We start from the raw sequence: 15016 nt of genomic DNA on the forward strand, positions 1-15016 counted from the left end.
CGCGCGTCCTCCTCCGGAGGAACGACGCACGGTGCTCCGCACCGTAAAGACGCTAAACCCCTTCGGGGTTTGTAATCCGCTCCGCGGATTACTGCAATTCCTCCGGAATTGCTAATTGAATTCCTCCGGAATCCAATTCCTACGCATGTCTATGACCTGTAATCAACGGGCCTTCGCTTTGCGGGGGTTGAGCTGACGGACATTCGGGCTATGGAGGGGTACCTCAGGTTCTCCCTGGAATGCCGGCCGTTTGCGCATCGTCGCTGTACCGATGAAGGCTCCGGACCTCGATCGGTCAGCCTCTCGAACGCCGCCCACGTGAGGCCTGCTTGACTGGGCGTGAGGTCCTGATCCAGCGTCATCTTCCTCTGATGCGGTCGAGCTGCGTCTCGCAAGGACGGTGAAGCTTGACCTTGCCCTTGAGGTGACGCTCCGCCCTCTCAGATGCATCAAGTGGGTGCTTGGGGTAGAGACTGTGTTTTTCATTCACATACTCTGGCTTCAGAGAAGCATGAATTATGGTCGAAAATTCAAATCTGCATTCCAGGTTAAGACGATACCAAAGCCCGTTCAAGAACCTGCCCATCTTACATTCACAGAAACCTTGGTGACATAGCCGTACGAATTCTCGCCCTGGTGCGGGGCCTAGGCAGCACAAGTTTGCAGCGGACAGACAGCAACGTTCGGCGATGTCGGTGAGGCTCAGCTGAGGACGGGGTGGGCCGGTCAACAGGGGTCGGCCGGCCCGCCCGTCAGCGCCTGGCCGGCCTTGTGTGGCGGTGGGGAGGTTGGACGGTGGGGTCAGCGCCTTGGGCAGCCGCCCCGCGGCCCACTGCTGGGCGGCTTCGGCGTCGGCCACCGCCCCGTTGCGGCGCCGGGGAGGGCATCTGACTCAGAAGAAGGTTTTATCCCAGCTGTCCGTTCCGATGGCGCGGATGGCGTTCTCGAAACCGTTGGCAATCCGCTGGATCCCGGCGTCGCCGGAGATGAAGATGTCATCGTTCTCGGCCAGCAGCACGACGTCTTCGGTGTCCCAGGCCGTACCGACCAGCACGAGTCGCTGGCCGATGCGCTTTGCGTCGATGCGAACGTTCCTGGGGATGGCGTGTGTAGCTTCCAGGGTCCGCTCTACCGACGTCGTCAGCTCTACCTCGTGCTGCCGCCACATCCAGGTCACGGTGAGTTCCCCGTAGTTTGCCAGGAAGTCCCGCAGGCGAGAGGTGACTTCGTCACCTTCTTCGGCGTATTGGCGGCAGACGTCCTCGACGTCCAACGGGCCGGCCTCAATTCGCGTGTCTCCCGCAGCGGCACCTCGCAGTCGCCGTAGTGCTGGACGGTCAGGGGTGTTGTTCATCCTGTAAGGGCCTCTCCTCCGAAGCCGGGCCCTGGCTGGGTGATGTTCACGAGCTCGGTCAACTCAGGATCCAGCTCCAGGACACGGGACGAGAAGCACGAACCTCGGGATCGGGAAGCCGCATCTCTCCATCGATCGCGGTTTGCACGGCCTACTCAGCCTCATCAGCCATACGCGGAACCCTACGGACGCCTCTTCTGGATCGTTCGCGGGCGGGGCTGAGCTGTGGCTTTGATATAACTCAAACCGCCGTTCCAAATCGCGCGGAGATCATTCCCAACTGCGTGCATAGAGCAATCATATAGCCTCCGGGCTCTCCGAAGCCGTGCCGCTCTGCCGACCTGATCGACTGCAGCGTCATGGTTTTCTCGCTCCTCCACAGCGCGGCCGATGAGTTTGTGGCTCCCGGCCGGTCCAAGCTCGTGACACCCCAGGAAAGGACACCGCCATGTCGGAGCTTCTCGTCGACTTCATCACCTCCCTCGACGGCCACGCATCAGGAGAGGGATGGCCCGGGTTCTGGGGCCTCGAGGGCCCGGAATACCTCGCATGGCTCGGCGAGCAGCCCGAGGCCACCCACCTGATGGGAGCGAACACCTATCGCCAGATGTCGGGCTTCGCCGCAGGCAAGGTCCCGAATGGCCAAGACGAGTTCAGGCCCGAGGAAGAGGCGTCCGTCGACGAGCTCACGCAAGCGTCCAAGGTGGTGTTCTCCTCCTCACTCGAGGAGCCACTGACGTGGGCCAACTCCACGCTCGTCCGCGACGACGCCGTCGAGGCGGTTCGCGCCATGAAGTCGAGTGGCTCTGGGCTCCTCAGCACGATCGGCAGCCTCAGCCTGTGCCGGTCCCTGCTACGAGCCGGACTCGTCGACCGCTTCCGGGTCGTGATGTTCCCGGTGATCACCGGGGCCACGGGCGAAGAACGCATCTACGACGGCTATCCGGACGTTGCCCTCGAGATGATCGAGCACCGCACCTTCGACGGCCGCATCCAGCTGGTCGAGTACAAGCCCCGCGTGCTCGAGCACCCGCCGCTCGGCATCCCTGCGTGACGTCGCCCCGTCCGCCGGTCTGGACGGCCGCCAGGCCGGCGGACCGGCGGGCGCGGAGCAAGACCTAATAGGGGGCGAAAGACCAACGTCAGGACGCCCGATCCAGGTCTTCTTGAGGGGCAGGGGTGAGGACGGCCATGTCGCCTACAGCGTGTTCGTGCGGCTGGCTGGCGCCTCATCAGCGTCGATCCGTACGTACTGGTGGAACCCCGACCTGATGCGCCGCCCGGACTGACGAGAAACACGGGGACGGTGTCAGAGACAGTGCTGAACGTGCGTGCCCGAGGACGGCCCTTTCCGGGCGCCGGACGAATACGCCGGGCAGTACGCGAGCGTGACCACGTGGCGGGTGGGACGTTGGGCCGACCATGAATGACATGGACGATCGACTACTTGCTCTGGTGGACGGTGTAGTCGACGTCGACGAGACGCGCCTGCCGCTCCTGACCCTGCGGGAGGCCCAGGCGGCCGTGGAGCTGCTCCGGCGGCTGGCCGGCGCATGAGGGAGACGGGGCCTACGCGGCGCGACACCTGGCCGGGAATCTAGCGCGCCGCTTGCCGGCAGCGAGCAACCCAGCGACAGCCTCCGATCCCCTCAACTGACGCGGCGTAGGACAGTGTCCGGGGCGGCAGACCAGGCAGGGGGCCGCGGTTCACAGCCCGAAGGCGCCGCAGACGTACGCCCGCATCGGCTGGCCTGCTGGTGCGCGTGTCTGTGCATGGCACTGGCCCCGGGCGGTCTCGCCATGCCGCTGGAGTAGGACGGCTACGGCTGGCCCGGGAGCCGGGACGCCGGTGAGTGCTCGAAAGCCGTTCTTGACACCTCGACATGCGGGCTTACCAGTCAACCCTGGAATCGCGCCGGCCGGGGTCGACCGAGGTCCAGGACAGTCACGACCGCACCGAAGCACAGACACCACCGACCCGAATCCAGCCAGAGCCAGGCGCGAATGGCCCGACCCGGGACAGATTCTGAGACGATGATCGGCGTCAGATGAGCAGTTCGCGGAACCATCTCTCAAGGGGAAATTTTGTCGTCGACACCGTATCGTTACGCCGTCTAATACGAATCCTGGGCCGACCCATGGGTGAGCGATGCAGCAGTCACGAAGTTAGCCAACCTTCCGGCCTACGTCGGCACGGTCATTTTGAGTTTCATGCAGCCCGACGCGCAATACACCAAGGGCAGCCGTTCGTTTCAGGGGACCGGTATCCAGTTCTCCTACGATGCAACTGTCGTCCGCGATGCGGTGTCCCTACTGCGCCAACGCAATCCCGACATCGAGGTGCTCGTCGGGATCGGCGGCCCGACCTACTTCAACTGGTCGGGACTGAACGTGACCGCGATTTCCGATTTCTTCAGCGACTTCGGCCTCGACGGTGTCAATGTCAACTATGAGCCAACAGACCCGGGGTGCGTGCCATCTGGGAATGGGTACGCGTGCAAAACGGATGGGGAGTACGTAGAGGTAGTGCGGGCGCTATCCAAGGGGCTGCCCGCGGGATCGACTCTCTCGGTTTCGGTTCTCCACGTGGGTGCCTACGGCGAAGGTCAGTGGGCCAACTCCCAGCCGAAGAGTGCCTACACCGGGGTCTCGCTCGCCCTGCTGCGCTCGGAGGTGGCCGAAAAGATCACCCGGCTCAACATCATGGCCTATGACGCCAGCACCGCATACGACCCGCTGGAAGCCCTGGCCGCCTACCAGAATTATTTCAAGGGACCCATCCTGCTGGGTGTCGAAGTCGCACCCGAGGCATGGCCCCAGGAAGGGCATCCGAACGCCCACGTAATCACGCTGCCGGAGGTCGAATCGCTGTCCAAGGCGGTCAAGGCCCAAGGTGGTGGCGGCATGTTCCTCTGGAGCATGTTCAAGCAGGCCAAATCCGGCACACCTACTGCCAACCAGATCTCCAGGCAGATCTGCGTAACCCTGGAACTGGGCGACTGCGATAAGCCGTTGGTTCAAGGCGCGCGTATGTAGTTCAAGCAGTCAGGGACAAAAACCGCAAGATCGATTACGACGAGTTCGTCAGGTTGCTCGGCGAGTAGCAGTGCCATTGTGCCGGCCTCCTTCCGGCGGCCGGTGCCATGCGGGGCGCCTACGTATCGACCGTACTTCGGGGAGCGGGGTCAGGCGCCGGTGTCGAGCATGGGAACGTCCGTGGGGGCCAGATCGGTGCGCACAGCCGGTAGCCCGTACGTGTTCGACCCCTGCGGTATGCCCCGCAGTCCGTCGTCCTTGAGTTCCGCCTGACCGTCGTGGTCGAGCCAGGTTGCCCGCTGGATCAGCCACAGGTGCAGCAAGAAGGTCGAGAACCTCCGCCGCCTTCAAGCCCTCGGCGGAGGCCATCACGGGAGACACCAGCCTGCTGGCACCCGGGGGCGCTCGACGCCGGTCGGCGTCGAGACCGGCAGCTACGGCGCTCTGGAGGACCTCGCCCGCAACCGCGTCACGCGCCTACGACCTGCTGCGCATGTTCAGCCGCGAGGGCAGTGATCTCTGCTGCGGGGGCACCTCAGGCTTCGCCTGCCGCGTAGACAGAGCGAATCGACCAGCCGAAGCGCCTTGACCCCAAGCTCCCGTCAACCTGCCTACGGCTTCCGGTCTTCTACCCCGTCGAGCCGGGCGGCCAGCAGCGCGATGTCGTCATCGCGGTCACCGGGCCCCAGCATGTCCATTACCCCGTCGCACAACGGCTCCAGCGGCGGCGGATTGGGGCCCGTCAGCCGGGCCGTCTCCGTCAGCCGCTCCCGCAGCTGCTCGATACCGGTCCACACATCGCGGATCCGCGACTCGACCAGCCCGTCCGTGTAGAGGACGAGGGTGGCGCCCGCCGGGGCGTCCAGCTCCACCGCCTCGAAGTCCACCCCGCCCACGCCGATCGGCGCGCCCGGCGGCACCCGCAGCACCTCCGCACGGCCACCCCTGTGCAGCATCACGGGCGGCGGATGACCGGCGTTGGCCATGACGATCCGGTGCGCGACCGGGTCATAGACCGCGTACAGGCACGTCGCCATCACCTCGAAACCCAGGTCCAGCGCCAAACGATCGAGTCTGCGTAGCACCTCCTGCGGCCGCAGGCCCTCGCCCGCCAACGCTTGCGTCATGACGCGAAATTGCCCCATGACCGCAGCCGAGGTCATCGAATGCCCCATGACATCACCCACGACCAGCGCCACCCGGCCGCCGGACAGCGGGAACGCGTCGTACCAGTCACCGCCCACCCGCGCCGTCTCCGCAGCCGGCAGATACCGGCTCGCCAGCCGGACACCGGGCAGCTGCGGCAGCGAGACCGGCAGCATCCTCCGCTGCAACGCATCCGCCATGTACGCCTCACGGCCGTAGAGCACCGCCTTGTCCACACCCAGCGCCGTATGTGTCGCCAACTGCGCCGCCACCAGCAGATCGTCCGGCTCGAACGCCGGACGGTCCGGCCGCCGCAGGAACACCGCCGCACCGATCACCCGCCGCCGCCCGCGCAACGGCGCCAGAATCACCCGGTGCCCATCCGGCAGCCGGGTGCCCAAGCCCAGCAATTCGGACAGCGCCGTACGCGCCGCCTGCGCCTCCCCGAACAGCGGCCGCACACCCCGCAACACCTCCGCCAGCCGACCGCCCGGCCGCACCTCGGCCACCTCCGCCGCACTGGCGCCCATCACCGACCCCAGGCCCACCTGCGCGGGCAGCACCGGCAGCCGGGCCGCGCTGGTGTCCGGCTCCTCCGGGATCCGATCCGCACGGCGCAGCCGAAACACCACCGGGCCGGTCGGGCGCTCGTCACCCACCGGCAGCGGGTCCCGCAGATACACCAGGATCGCGTCCGCGAACGTGGGAACCGCCGCCCGGCACAGGCCGAGCACGATCTCGTCGAGATCCATGCCCCGGGTGATCCGCCGCGTCGCCGCCCCGACAAACCGAACACGATCTGTGCCCGCCTGTCGAGAGCGCTCCACAGCCGCCGCCATCTCGCCTGAAGAATTGTCCGCAGTAGTTCGGGACAACCCCTCCGCTGCGTCGAGAACCTCCCCCGCCACCACAACGCCGTCGTCCGATGCGGGCCGCCAACCCACTGAGGCAGCGGCTTCCTGCACCGCCTGGTGCTCGCGATCGAGCACGGAGCGAACCTTGCCCAACGCCTCCTCGATCTGATCGACAGCCGCATTACCAGCGGGCATGTCCGACTCCCGCACGACCGGGAGCGCATCAACGGCCGCGGGGGCCTCGTATGGCCGGCCGGCTTCCGCCCGGAACTGGGCGAGCTCACGCTCCAGTTGCTGAATCCGCCGCGCGGCATGATCCGCGACCTGCTGAGCGGTGTCACGCTCCTGCTGAGCCCGCCCGAGCTCACTGCGCAGATCATGTTCCTGAACGACCGCCCGCTCCAGGTGCTGCTCAACCACAGCGAGCTGCGCGGGGGCGGGAGGCACGGCGATCTGCAAGCCGTCGACCTGCCGCTTCAGATCCGCGATCGTGGCTTGGGCCTGGCCGAGCAGCACGAACACCATGGTGGCCATCTGCAGCGCCTGCAGACGTCCGCGCTCGCTGGCCTGGAAGGCCTGCCGGGCCCTGTCGATTTCCTGGTAGGCGGCGATCGTCCGGTCCTTGGCCTCCAGCAACTCGCGGGCCACCGACGGCAGCGCATCACCACCCACCACCGTGGGCGCGGACTGAGCGGTCTCCCATAACTCCCGCAGCGGAGCGAGCCGGGCTTCAGCGCGCGTCGCGGACTCGCCGGGGAAACACACATCGGCCGCCGCTTCGACGAGCTCCCACGGCAGGTCCTCGCCCGAGAGCAGGTCGCGCAGCTTCCGAAGCGGCGGCACACGCTGGTCATGGAAATGGTCAGCGGTCAGCCGGCGGTGAAAACCCGACACTGTCACGGAGGCCTCATCCAGCCAGGACCGGACGCTCTCCACGAGCCGGTTCATCTCCGCGCAGTTGCCGCGTGCCGGAGCCCACGGCCGGCCCGCCCTCTTCACACCCATGACGCCACCACAGTTGTCCCGGGACAACCCCACGTTGTCGCCTGCACAACATCCAACCGCTTCCAAGCCCTCCCCCGCAGGTGCATCGTCAGACATACCAACCGGCAACGATGCACCTCACAAGGAGAATCAGATGTCCGCCGCCTCCTCCGACGGCCCCCCGACCCCCACCCGCTTCCTCGCCAGCAGCATCCGATGGCTGCTGGCGATGGCAGCGCTGCTCACCGCGCTCGCGGTCGTTCTGCTGATCCTGACCGGGCACATCGAACTCGTCGGGCCTGTGGCCGGCCTCGGCGCGGCGATCGTCGGCGGAACGGCCATCAAGGTCACCATCCAGATCCGCCGCTGAACCCACACCCGAACTGCAGCCACCTTCAGATGCTGAGGCGGCAGCGGTCGGATCGTCAGAAGCCGTACGGTTTCTCGGTGTTCCAGTTCAGCGCCAGGTGAACCGTTCTGTCCTCCCGTACGATCGGGTGTCCCCTGGCCGTGACGGTGTGCCAGCCGCCGACAGGTGCGATCTTCTGGCGTCCGCGGCGGTGTGCGTGTAGTCGGGCGTGGCGGCCTTCACCTCCGCCTCGGCGTTCTTCTCGGGCGTCTGGCACTCCGGGCAGAGCAGGCCGACCAGGGCGCCCTTGTCGAACTCAGTGTTCCAGCGGGCTGCGTCATCGGCTCCCTTCCAGCAGGCGCGGGTGCAGCGGGAGCAGTGCCCCAGGGGCCGGATCTTGTTACGTGCCATGCCGACCATCCTTCCGGCCCGGCGCAGGGCCCCGGCCCGTTCCGGGGAACTGCGGAGTGGTCTTCAGGACAGGCTGCTGACGCGTGCCCCACACTGTCCGGCCCGCCGGGTGACGCACGCAGTTTCCGGACGGCTTACAGGCCGAGGTCCTGGGCGGCGAGTTCGGTGCCGCGCAGGCGGGCCTCGATCTTGGCGAAGGCCGTGTCGCGCGAGGTGGAGGTGTCGTCGGCGAAGGGCGCGAAGCCGGCGTCGTCGCAGGTGCCCAGCTGGTCGACCGGGATGTGGCGGGCGGCCTCCAGGACGCGGTCGCGTACCTCCTCGCGGGTCTCGACGCGGGGGTCGATCGGGTCGATGACGCCGACGAACACGCGCGCACCGGACGGCAGCTGGTCGGCGGCGATCTTCAATGCGCGCTCGCGGTCGGGCTCGCCGGCCAGCGCGAGATAGAAGTTGCCCACCGTGAGCTGGAACAGCCTGGGCAGCAGTTCGGCGTAGTCGACGTCGAGGCTGTGGGTGGAATCCTGGTCGGCTCCGGGGTCGGTGTGCACACCGATGCGGGCCCGCTCGTCCGCGGTGAACCGGCCCAGGACCTTGTTGTTCAGGGCGACGAAGTCGTCGAGGAGAGTGCCGGACGGGTCGAGCTTCAACGACAGCCGGCCCTCGGTGAAGTCCAACTGCACGCAGTGCGCGCCCGCGTCGAGGCATCCGCGGATCTCGGCCTCGGACTCGTCGACGAGGTCGGCGAGGAACGCCTCGCGGGAGTATCCGGCGATGCCGCCCGCCGGGTAGAGCAGGCTGAGGGCGGAGGGTGTGACCACGGCCTGCTTGACGGGGAGGGTGGTGCGGGGGCGGGCAGCGCGGAGGTAGGTCTCGGCCCGCACCTGGTAGCGGAACGGTCCGCCGGTCAGGACGGGCAGCTGCCGGGTGTGCCCGTCGGCGAACGGGATGACGGCGCCGTCGGTACCGAGGCCTGCCAGGCCGGTGAGGGGGTAGGTGAGCGAACTCGGTTTGCGCTGGTCGCCGTCGACCAGAATCGGGCTGCCCAGCTGCGCTAGCCGGGACAGGGTGTCCGCGACGGCGTCGTCCTGGACTCGCGCCAACTTCTCGTCGCTCAATTGTCCTTGGGCGTGGTCGTTGTACGCCTGCACCAGTTCGCGCGGACGGGGAAGGCTGCCGATCGGCTCGGTAGGAATGCTCATGATCCGAACCCTAGAAGTGACCGGCATACCCCAGAACAGGCGTGAAACCCGCCCGATGCGCCCCGCCCCCGATACCCCGGGGCTTCCGGCGGGACATCCCCACAGCTCATGGACCACGAGGTTCACCCGATCGAGCCACTGACACAGGAGGTGAGTGTCGCTGTCAACGGCAGCCCGGTGTCCGCCGTGGCCGGCCCCGGGCCGGCCACGGCGGCCGTCCGGGCGGGCGACTCGCCGGGATCACATCTGCGCGAGCGAAGCCTGACCGCCGTCGATATCCGCGTCTCCGGCGAAGAGCCGCCGGTGTGTCGGTGCTTGCCGTTCCCTGCGGCCACGATGTGGCGGGCTGCCTCGGCGGCCAGCGGCGGTCTCGACCAGCATCTTCCACGACCAAGCCGGCGCGGACGAATCAGTGAACAGAGCCCGTCGTTCATCACTGGGGCCGGTCGCCAGCATGGAGCGGTTCAACGAACCGGTCGGCTGTTCAAGTGGAGCCGAAACCCGTCTGGCGCAGCGTCGTTGGCAGTGCGCGTGTGTGCCCGTCCCCCGCGGTGACGCGCGTGAGGGCCTGGAAATCGTCGGTTCCAGGCCCTCACGCATGTCGCCAGCTCCATGCCGGCAGCTGCTGTGCCAGCGGGTCCAGTCGAACCGACCAGGGGTGTTCGTTCATGCTCGGGCTGCGGGTCCAGCTCACCGCCCTTTCCCGCCCGACGCCACGACGCCGGGCGGGGACCAGCAGGTACCGAATCTTGCTAGGGTCTTCGCCCATGACCTCGGCAGCCTCGGCAACGGAGTAGCCGAGATGGCAGTGCAGGACACCGCTGTCGTACTCCAGGGAAGGGCGCCAGGTACACGTTCGGTACGTTCGTCACTACCAGCGTGGTCCTGGCGCTTCTCAGCGTGTTGCTCGACGTGCCCTACGCCGAGCTGATGCGCGCGTATCTCGGGCTGTGACGAGTCGCCCCGGCGGTCGCATGCGCGGTCGCCGGGGCAGGGCAGTCTCCCGCCTCACCTCGAAAGCGGTCCTCGGGAAGTCAGGGGCCCTGCCCGTCCAGGCCACTCCCCACCGGTGCATGCCATACCGGTCTGCACGAACATGTCATGGGCATTCGTCACTCGTGTCACAAGGTCGGCAGGGGATGTCAGCGTCTTTCTCCTGTTCAAGGAAGGTTATCGACTGACATCCCGGTGACGATCAGAACGGACACACTCATGCAGGCCATCACGGCCCGGACCCTTCGAGACCGTCCACCGGCCGCACCCGCGAACCCTGAACTCCCCTCCCCTCCAGGGGAACAGCCACCCCCAGAGGGGACACCAGCCCCCGCGCGGCCGACCCGGACGCGGCTGTGACTGAGCGGCTCAGTTGGCCCGTTTCGCCAAGTGGAACGCTCAATCGCTGAGAAGGTCGGAAGCGCCGTTTCGGAGCCTCACCCTATCTGGGCATGGCGATGATCAATGGTCATGTCCCGTGTAGTGGTGGAGCCGGGTCGAGTTGGTCGATGTCCTGGGGGTAGATCTTGTCCATGCTGCCTTCTGGAGGTAGCGGCGGGGGCAGCTGCGGGTGGGCGAAAGCCCGGCGCTCCGCCCGAACGGCTGCCCGGCTCCGCTCAGCTCTTCCGCTCACCCAGGACACAGAATTCGTTGCCCTCCGGGTCGAGGAGGGTCACCCAGTGCTGCTCGTCCTCCACTGTGTCGGCGCGCCGGGCACCGAGGGAGAGCAGCCGGGCGACCTCGGCCTCCTGGTCGTCGGGGCGGAAGTCGGGGTGGAGCCGGTTCTTCGACGTCTTGCCCTCGGGGACAGGCACGAAGAGCAGGCCCGGCATCTGGTCCGGCTCAGGCCGGATCTCGATGATCTCCTCGGATTCGTCGACAACTACCCAGCCGAGAGCCTCGGCCCACCAGCGCCCGAGGGCGATGGGGTCGGAGGAGTCGACGATGATCTGTTCCCATTCGAGTGCCATGGGCGTGAGCATAAACAGGGTCGGCTGGCGTCAACGGAGCAGCCTCTACCCTGCGGGCCAACGCTGGCGCTCAGACGGGCCAACTCAAGCGCTGAAGGGCCAACTCAGACGCTCAGTCTCAGCGGCGCATACCGGGGTACGCACCACAAACCGGAATAGCCACCCGCCCAACCAAAAGCCACACACGGCCCCCTGACGAACGAACAGCACCCCACTGAGACACCACCCCGAGGCCGCCAGCGGGCCCGCCAGACGCCCACACAGCCGCACAGACGACCCCACCCACCGAACCGTGAGCGCCCGGCCGGACTGGTGATGCCTCCCTGGCACCGGTACAGCGTCGTCGACTACCTCCCGGCCGCACCTGCCCCCGGCCCGGGGGAGAACAGCCGTGAGCCGATCGCTCCGGCCACCATGGGGCCGCTGCTGATCTGGACGCTGCGTGTGGTCGACGACGTCCTGTCCGCCCAGAAGGAGACGCAGCGCCTGACCGAACAGGCCGAACAGGCCATCGGTACATGGGAGTCCATGGCGCGGCTGAGGGCCTACCTGGATCAGCTCGTGGAGCGTGGTGCCTCCGTCCCCACCCGATGGCACAAGGGGAGCACCAGATCAGCATGACCTACATGGCCGCGCTGGTCGGCTGCTCCCCGAAGCGGATCAACAGCAATCTGCGGATCGATCTACGGGAAGGCTTTCGCAACTACGCCCAGCGCCACCCCGGTCCCTGCCCACTCTCCACGCGGATCACGGGGCGGGTCGCCGGACAGCCGTGGACCCAATCGATCGACTTCACCTAGCTCCCACAGATCATGCGGCACCTGAGCGTCGCCTGCTTCATCGTCCTGGCATACCTGACCGGAATGTGGCCCGGTGAGGTAATGGGCCTGGAGAGCGGATGTTGCCCCGAACCGTCATCGCCTGGACGGCACCTGATCTACGGCCGAGTGATCAAGAGGATCCACGACCAGGACGGCAATCGCTACTCCGCCGGGCAGGTGCGGGAGGTCCCCTGGGTCGCCATTCCACCGGTGGCTACCGCGATCCGCGTGCTGGAACGGATCGCCCCGGACGGACTCCTCTTCGACAGCGCTGTCCACGCAATCCCGCGCGGTCGCATCTCCACAGGCCGGGTCGTCGGCTTCGAGGCGACTTCGACGACCGGGTGCTCACCTACACCCACAACCCGGCCGGACAACTCACCACCCGTACCAACGCGCTCGGCGAAGTCACCGCCCTCACCCGAGATGCCCTGGTCGCATCACGTCCAAGGACGCCGCCGGCATCCCCAGCACCAACGCCCAACTCCCCCTCCGGCCAGCTACTCAAGGCCACCAACCCCGACGCCATCGTCACCTACACCCGCGACGTCCTCGGCCGCGTTACCGCCGAAACCGTCAGCGACCGCACCATGACGTTCACCTACGACGCCCTGGGCCGCCGCACCTCGGGCACCACTCCCACCGGTCACACCACTACCTACACCTACGACGCCGCCGGCAACCGCACCGCCATGGACATCGCCCGCCACGTCCTCACCTTCGACCACGACGCCGCCGGCCAAGAACTCACCCGCACCCCCGGCGACCGCCTCGCCCTCACCCGTACCTGGGATCCCACCGGCCGCCTCACCACCCAGTCCCTCACCAGAGCAGCCGCAGGCACAGCGCCGTCACCACACACCGCAACAGGGGAAGTTCAGGACGTCCTCCACCGCGCCTACGCCTACCACCCCGACGGCAACCTCACAGCGATCGACGACTCCCACTCAGGTCGACGCGCCTTCGACCTCGACCGCGCCGGCCGCGTGACGGCCGTCCGCGCCACCAACTGGACCGAGACCTACGCCTACGACGAAGCCGGCAACCAAACCCACGCCACCTGGCCCGACTGCCACCCCAACCCCTCAGCACGAGGTGGAAGGACATACACGGGCACCCGAATAACCCGCGCCGGCCGCATCCGCTACGAACACGACCCCCTCGGCCGGGTGGTGCTCCGCCAAAAAACCCGATTCTCTCGAAAACCAGACACCTGGCACTACACCTGGAACACAGAGGACCACCTCACCACCGTCCCCCCCGACGGAACCACCTGGTGCTACCTCTACGACCCCTTCGCCCGCCGCAGAGCCAAACAGCGTCTGGCTGCCGACAGCTCCACGGTCATCGAACCGACTTCACCTGGGACGGTGTCACTCTCACCGGGCAAACCACCCATGCCGCAGGCGCTCCGGAAGTCACTCTCACCTGGGATCACAATGGTCTAACCCCCCTGACGCAGACTGAACACAAAAATATCTCTTCCGATCCAGCATTCACCTCGCAACGAGCCATTGACCGAAGATTCTTCGCGATCATTACCGATCTCATGGGATCTCCAAGTGAATTGTGAACATTCCGATCAACGCGTCAGAGAACTCGGTGCCCATAACCGCGTCCCAAACTCAAAGCTCGATAACAACAACGACTGGCGGCCAAGCGGGCTCCCGTCACCGAGCAGCGGCTCGATCGGGACCACGCCCGCCCTGGCCACCGCCTGCCGGGACACAGCTGTGTGCCACCGGCCGAGAGCAAGGAAGGGCCCTGCGCATTGCACGCGGAGCCCGATAGTTGAGCTTCTGTCAGGCGACGGCAGCGCTTGTTACCCATGAATAGACGAGGCATTCTCCGCCCTCGTCCATGGCCTCTTCTGCTGGGGCGCGCACGTCCCGGCTACCTGTCTCAACGGAACTGAACCGGCAGGCAACCCCGCATGGGGGTCGGCGTGTGCTTACGCACTCTCCGACGTTAAAGTGGTGAGCGGAAGGGCTGCGGTGTCTTTCGCGGGTCGTGACAGGTGCAGTGCGGTGTGGAAGTAACCGTCGGTCTCCCTGCCTTGAGGATCCTCTCCGGCGGCAGTCACCGCGGTGATGGCATACCGCTGCTCATGCACGCTCGTGAAGCGGCGCTGCCGATAGCTCGGAGCAACCGCTTTCTCGGTGATGAGGCCGTACGGTGTCAGCCCGTCAGCGATGTGGCCGTAGGAACCGGTGCGCAGAACGAACGCCGCGATCCACACCTGTTCGTGAACGGCGGCAAGGAGCGGTTGAAAGGTGCGTGGGGACAGGAAGCTCGCTCCGCCCGTGACGGTGACCAGAAGGGTCGGCTGCACTGCGCGCAGGAGAGCGGGGGTGGGCGGAGCCGCTTCGAGGTTCTCGGCGAAGCCTTCGTCCAGCAGACCGACGGCGAGAGCGTAGGAGATGGCGTTCGCAGCAATGTCGAGCCCGATTACCCGATGCGCGTCGGGACGTCGATGAGCCGCGTAGTAGGCGCGGTCCCACTCGATCAGCTCCGCTGTCGTGAGCGCTGCGGCCTTCGGGGACGTGTAGTGGGCATACAGGTCCTCCAGGGTGAGGTCGTGGTTGAGGAGGGCCGCGTTGATCCCGTACGAGCAGCAGAGGTCCAGCACAGTGAGCGGGGCGGCCGCGCGGGCGGCGGCGCGGGCGGCGGCCACGCGCCGGAACACCCTCTGTGCATGGTGGGGCGTCTGGTAGTCCCAGCGGCCCAGCAGGCGGAAGAAGTGCCGGGGGTCTGGCTGGTCGTACACCTCGTCGAACGAGGTCATCTCCGTCTGGTCGCAGGCGGCCGGATCGCCCGGTGCGGCGCCTTCCAGGTTTCCTTGGCCGTCGTGCCGCGCAAAAGTCATCGCAGTGTCCCTTCCCTGGCTGGGCCGCCCTG

15 protein-coding genes are annotated in these 15016 nt (G+C 66.8%); 8 read left to right on the plus strand and 7 right to left on the minus strand.

The window, feature by feature from the left end; translation table 11 throughout:
• Positions 1-892: 892 nt before the first annotated feature.
• On the minus strand, positions 893-1273 hold the full coding sequence (locus tag ACIRQ7_RS05665; RefSeq protein ID WP_404260149.1) for an SUKH-3 domain-containing protein: 381 nt from the start codon (positions 1271-1273) through the stop codon (positions 893-895).
• Positions 1274-1802: 529 nt separating this feature from the next.
• Between ACIRQ7_RS05665 and ACIRQ7_RS05670 the strand changes: the two genes are divergently transcribed.
• The 4 genes from ACIRQ7_RS05670 (at position 1803) to ACIRQ7_RS05685 (ending at position 4390) form a co-directional block, all read left to right on the plus strand.
• Entirely contained in the window at positions 1803-2408 is a 606-nt protein-coding gene (locus ACIRQ7_RS05670; protein ID WP_404260151.1) for a dihydrofolate reductase family protein, read from the plus strand.
• Between the two features lie 112 nt (positions 2409-2520).
• Entirely contained in the window at positions 2521-2643 is a 123-nt protein-coding gene (locus tag ACIRQ7_RS05675) for a hypothetical protein (protein ID WP_404260152.1), read from the plus strand.
• Between the two features lie 142 nt (positions 2644-2785).
• The gene (locus tag ACIRQ7_RS05680) at positions 2786-2911 is read left to right on the plus strand and encodes a hypothetical protein (RefSeq protein ID WP_404260154.1); all 126 of its coding nucleotides are present in this window, start codon (positions 2786-2788) and stop codon (positions 2909-2911) included.
• A 585-nt stretch (positions 2912-3496) separates the two neighbouring features.
• Complete coding sequence (locus ACIRQ7_RS05685) at positions 3497-4390, plus strand: hypothetical protein (protein WP_404260155.1); 894 nt, start codon at positions 3497-3499, stop codon at positions 4388-4390.
• A 149-nt stretch (positions 4391-4539) separates the two neighbouring features.
• On the opposite strand, the gene ACIRQ7_RS05690 is transcribed toward ACIRQ7_RS05685, so the two are convergent.
• Positions 4540-4713: a hypothetical protein gene (locus ACIRQ7_RS05690; RefSeq protein WP_404260157.1), complete on the minus strand. Its 174-nt coding sequence runs from the start codon at positions 4711-4713 to the stop codon at positions 4540-4542.
• A gap of 288 nt (positions 4714-5001) precedes the next feature.
• Entirely contained in the window at positions 5002-7395 is a 2394-nt protein-coding gene (locus ACIRQ7_RS05695; RefSeq protein WP_404260158.1) for a SpoIIE family protein phosphatase, read from the minus strand.
• 133 nt (positions 7396-7528) lie between these two features.
• Between ACIRQ7_RS05695 and ACIRQ7_RS05700 the strand changes: the two genes are divergently transcribed.
• Complete coding sequence (locus tag ACIRQ7_RS05700; RefSeq protein WP_404260159.1) at positions 7529-7744, plus strand: hypothetical protein; 216 nt, start codon at positions 7529-7531, stop codon at positions 7742-7744.
• 87 nt (positions 7745-7831) lie between these two features.
• Here ACIRQ7_RS05700 and ACIRQ7_RS05705 read toward each other — a convergent pair whose 3' ends face one another.
• The 3 genes from ACIRQ7_RS05705 to ACIRQ7_RS05715 all read right to left on the minus strand — a co-directional run bounded on the left by ACIRQ7_RS05705 (position 7832) and on the right by ACIRQ7_RS05715 (position 11297).
• Positions 7832-8134: a hypothetical protein gene (locus ACIRQ7_RS05705; protein WP_404260160.1), complete on the minus strand. Its 303-nt coding sequence runs from the start codon at positions 8132-8134 to the stop codon at positions 7832-7834.
• A gap of 134 nt (positions 8135-8268) precedes the next feature.
• A complete protein-coding gene (locus tag ACIRQ7_RS05710; protein WP_404260161.1) occupies positions 8269-9333 on the minus strand; it encodes a cobalamin-independent methionine synthase II family protein in 1065 nt (354 codons plus the stop codon).
• Between the two features lie 1610 nt (positions 9334-10943).
• The gene (locus ACIRQ7_RS05715) at positions 10944-11297 is read right to left on the minus strand and encodes a VOC family protein (protein ID WP_404260162.1); all 354 of its coding nucleotides are present in this window, start codon (positions 11295-11297) and stop codon (positions 10944-10946) included.
• A 315-nt stretch (positions 11298-11612) separates the two neighbouring features.
• Between ACIRQ7_RS05715 and ACIRQ7_RS05720 the strand changes: the two genes are divergently transcribed.
• From ACIRQ7_RS05720 to ACIRQ7_RS05730, 3 genes are all read left to right on the plus strand, one after another.
• Positions 11613-11918, plus strand: coding sequence for a hypothetical protein (locus tag ACIRQ7_RS05720; protein ID WP_404260163.1), 306 nt, complete (start codon positions 11613-11615; stop codon positions 11916-11918).
• Positions 11915-12097, plus strand: a complete 183-nt coding sequence (locus ACIRQ7_RS05725) for a hypothetical protein (protein WP_404260164.1) — start codon at positions 11915-11917, stop codon at positions 12095-12097. Before ACIRQ7_RS05720 ends, ACIRQ7_RS05725 begins: the two co-directional genes overlap by 4 nt.
• Positions 12098-12462: 365 nt before the next feature.
• Complete coding sequence (locus ACIRQ7_RS05730; RefSeq protein ID WP_404260165.1) at positions 12463-13566, plus strand: hypothetical protein; 1104 nt, start codon at positions 12463-12465, stop codon at positions 13564-13566.
• Positions 13567-14069: 503 nt separating this feature from the next.
• Here the strand turns inward: ACIRQ7_RS05730 and ACIRQ7_RS05735 are convergent.
• Positions 14070-14984, minus strand: coding sequence for a hypothetical protein (locus ACIRQ7_RS05735; protein ID WP_404260167.1), 915 nt, complete (start codon positions 14982-14984; stop codon positions 14070-14072).
• Positions 14985-15016 lie beyond the last annotated feature (32 nt).

This window comes from Streptomyces sp. NPDC101393, from assembly GCF_044767385.1.
GTDB lineage: Bacteria > Actinomycetota > Actinomycetes > Streptomycetales > Streptomycetaceae > Streptomyces.

Coding starts and splice junctions, on each gene's coding strand:
- ACIRQ7_RS05725 (WP_404260164.1), top strand. CDS start 11,915: ATGACCTACATGGCCGCGCTGGTCGGCTGCTCCCCGAAGCGGATCAAC.
- ACIRQ7_RS05735 (WP_404260167.1), bottom strand. CDS start 14,984: ATGACTTTTGCGCGGCACGACGGCCAAGGAAACCTGGAAGGCGCCGCA.
- ACIRQ7_RS05680 (WP_404260154.1), top strand. CDS start 2,786: ATGGACGATCGACTACTTGCTCTGGTGGACGGTGTAGTCGACGTCGAC.
- ACIRQ7_RS05670 (WP_404260151.1), top strand. CDS start 1,803: ATGTCGGAGCTTCTCGTCGACTTCATCACCTCCCTCGACGGCCACGCA.
- ACIRQ7_RS05710 (WP_404260161.1), bottom strand. CDS start 9,333: ATGAGCATTCCTACCGAGCCGATCGGCAGCCTTCCCCGTCCGCGCGAA.
- ACIRQ7_RS05720 (WP_404260163.1), top strand. CDS start 11,613: ATGCCTCCCTGGCACCGGTACAGCGTCGTCGACTACCTCCCGGCCGCA.
- ACIRQ7_RS05705 (WP_404260160.1), bottom strand. CDS start 8,134: ATGGCACGTAACAAGATCCGGCCCCTGGGGCACTGCTCCCGCTGCACC.
- ACIRQ7_RS05700 (WP_404260159.1), top strand. CDS start 7,529: ATGTCCGCCGCCTCCTCCGACGGCCCCCCGACCCCCACCCGCTTCCTC.
- ACIRQ7_RS05715 (WP_404260162.1), bottom strand. CDS start 11,297: ATGGCACTCGAATGGGAACAGATCATCGTCGACTCCTCCGACCCCATC.
- ACIRQ7_RS05695 (WP_404260158.1), bottom strand. CDS start 7,395: ATGGGTGTGAAGAGGGCGGGCCGGCCGTGGGCTCCGGCACGCGGCAAC.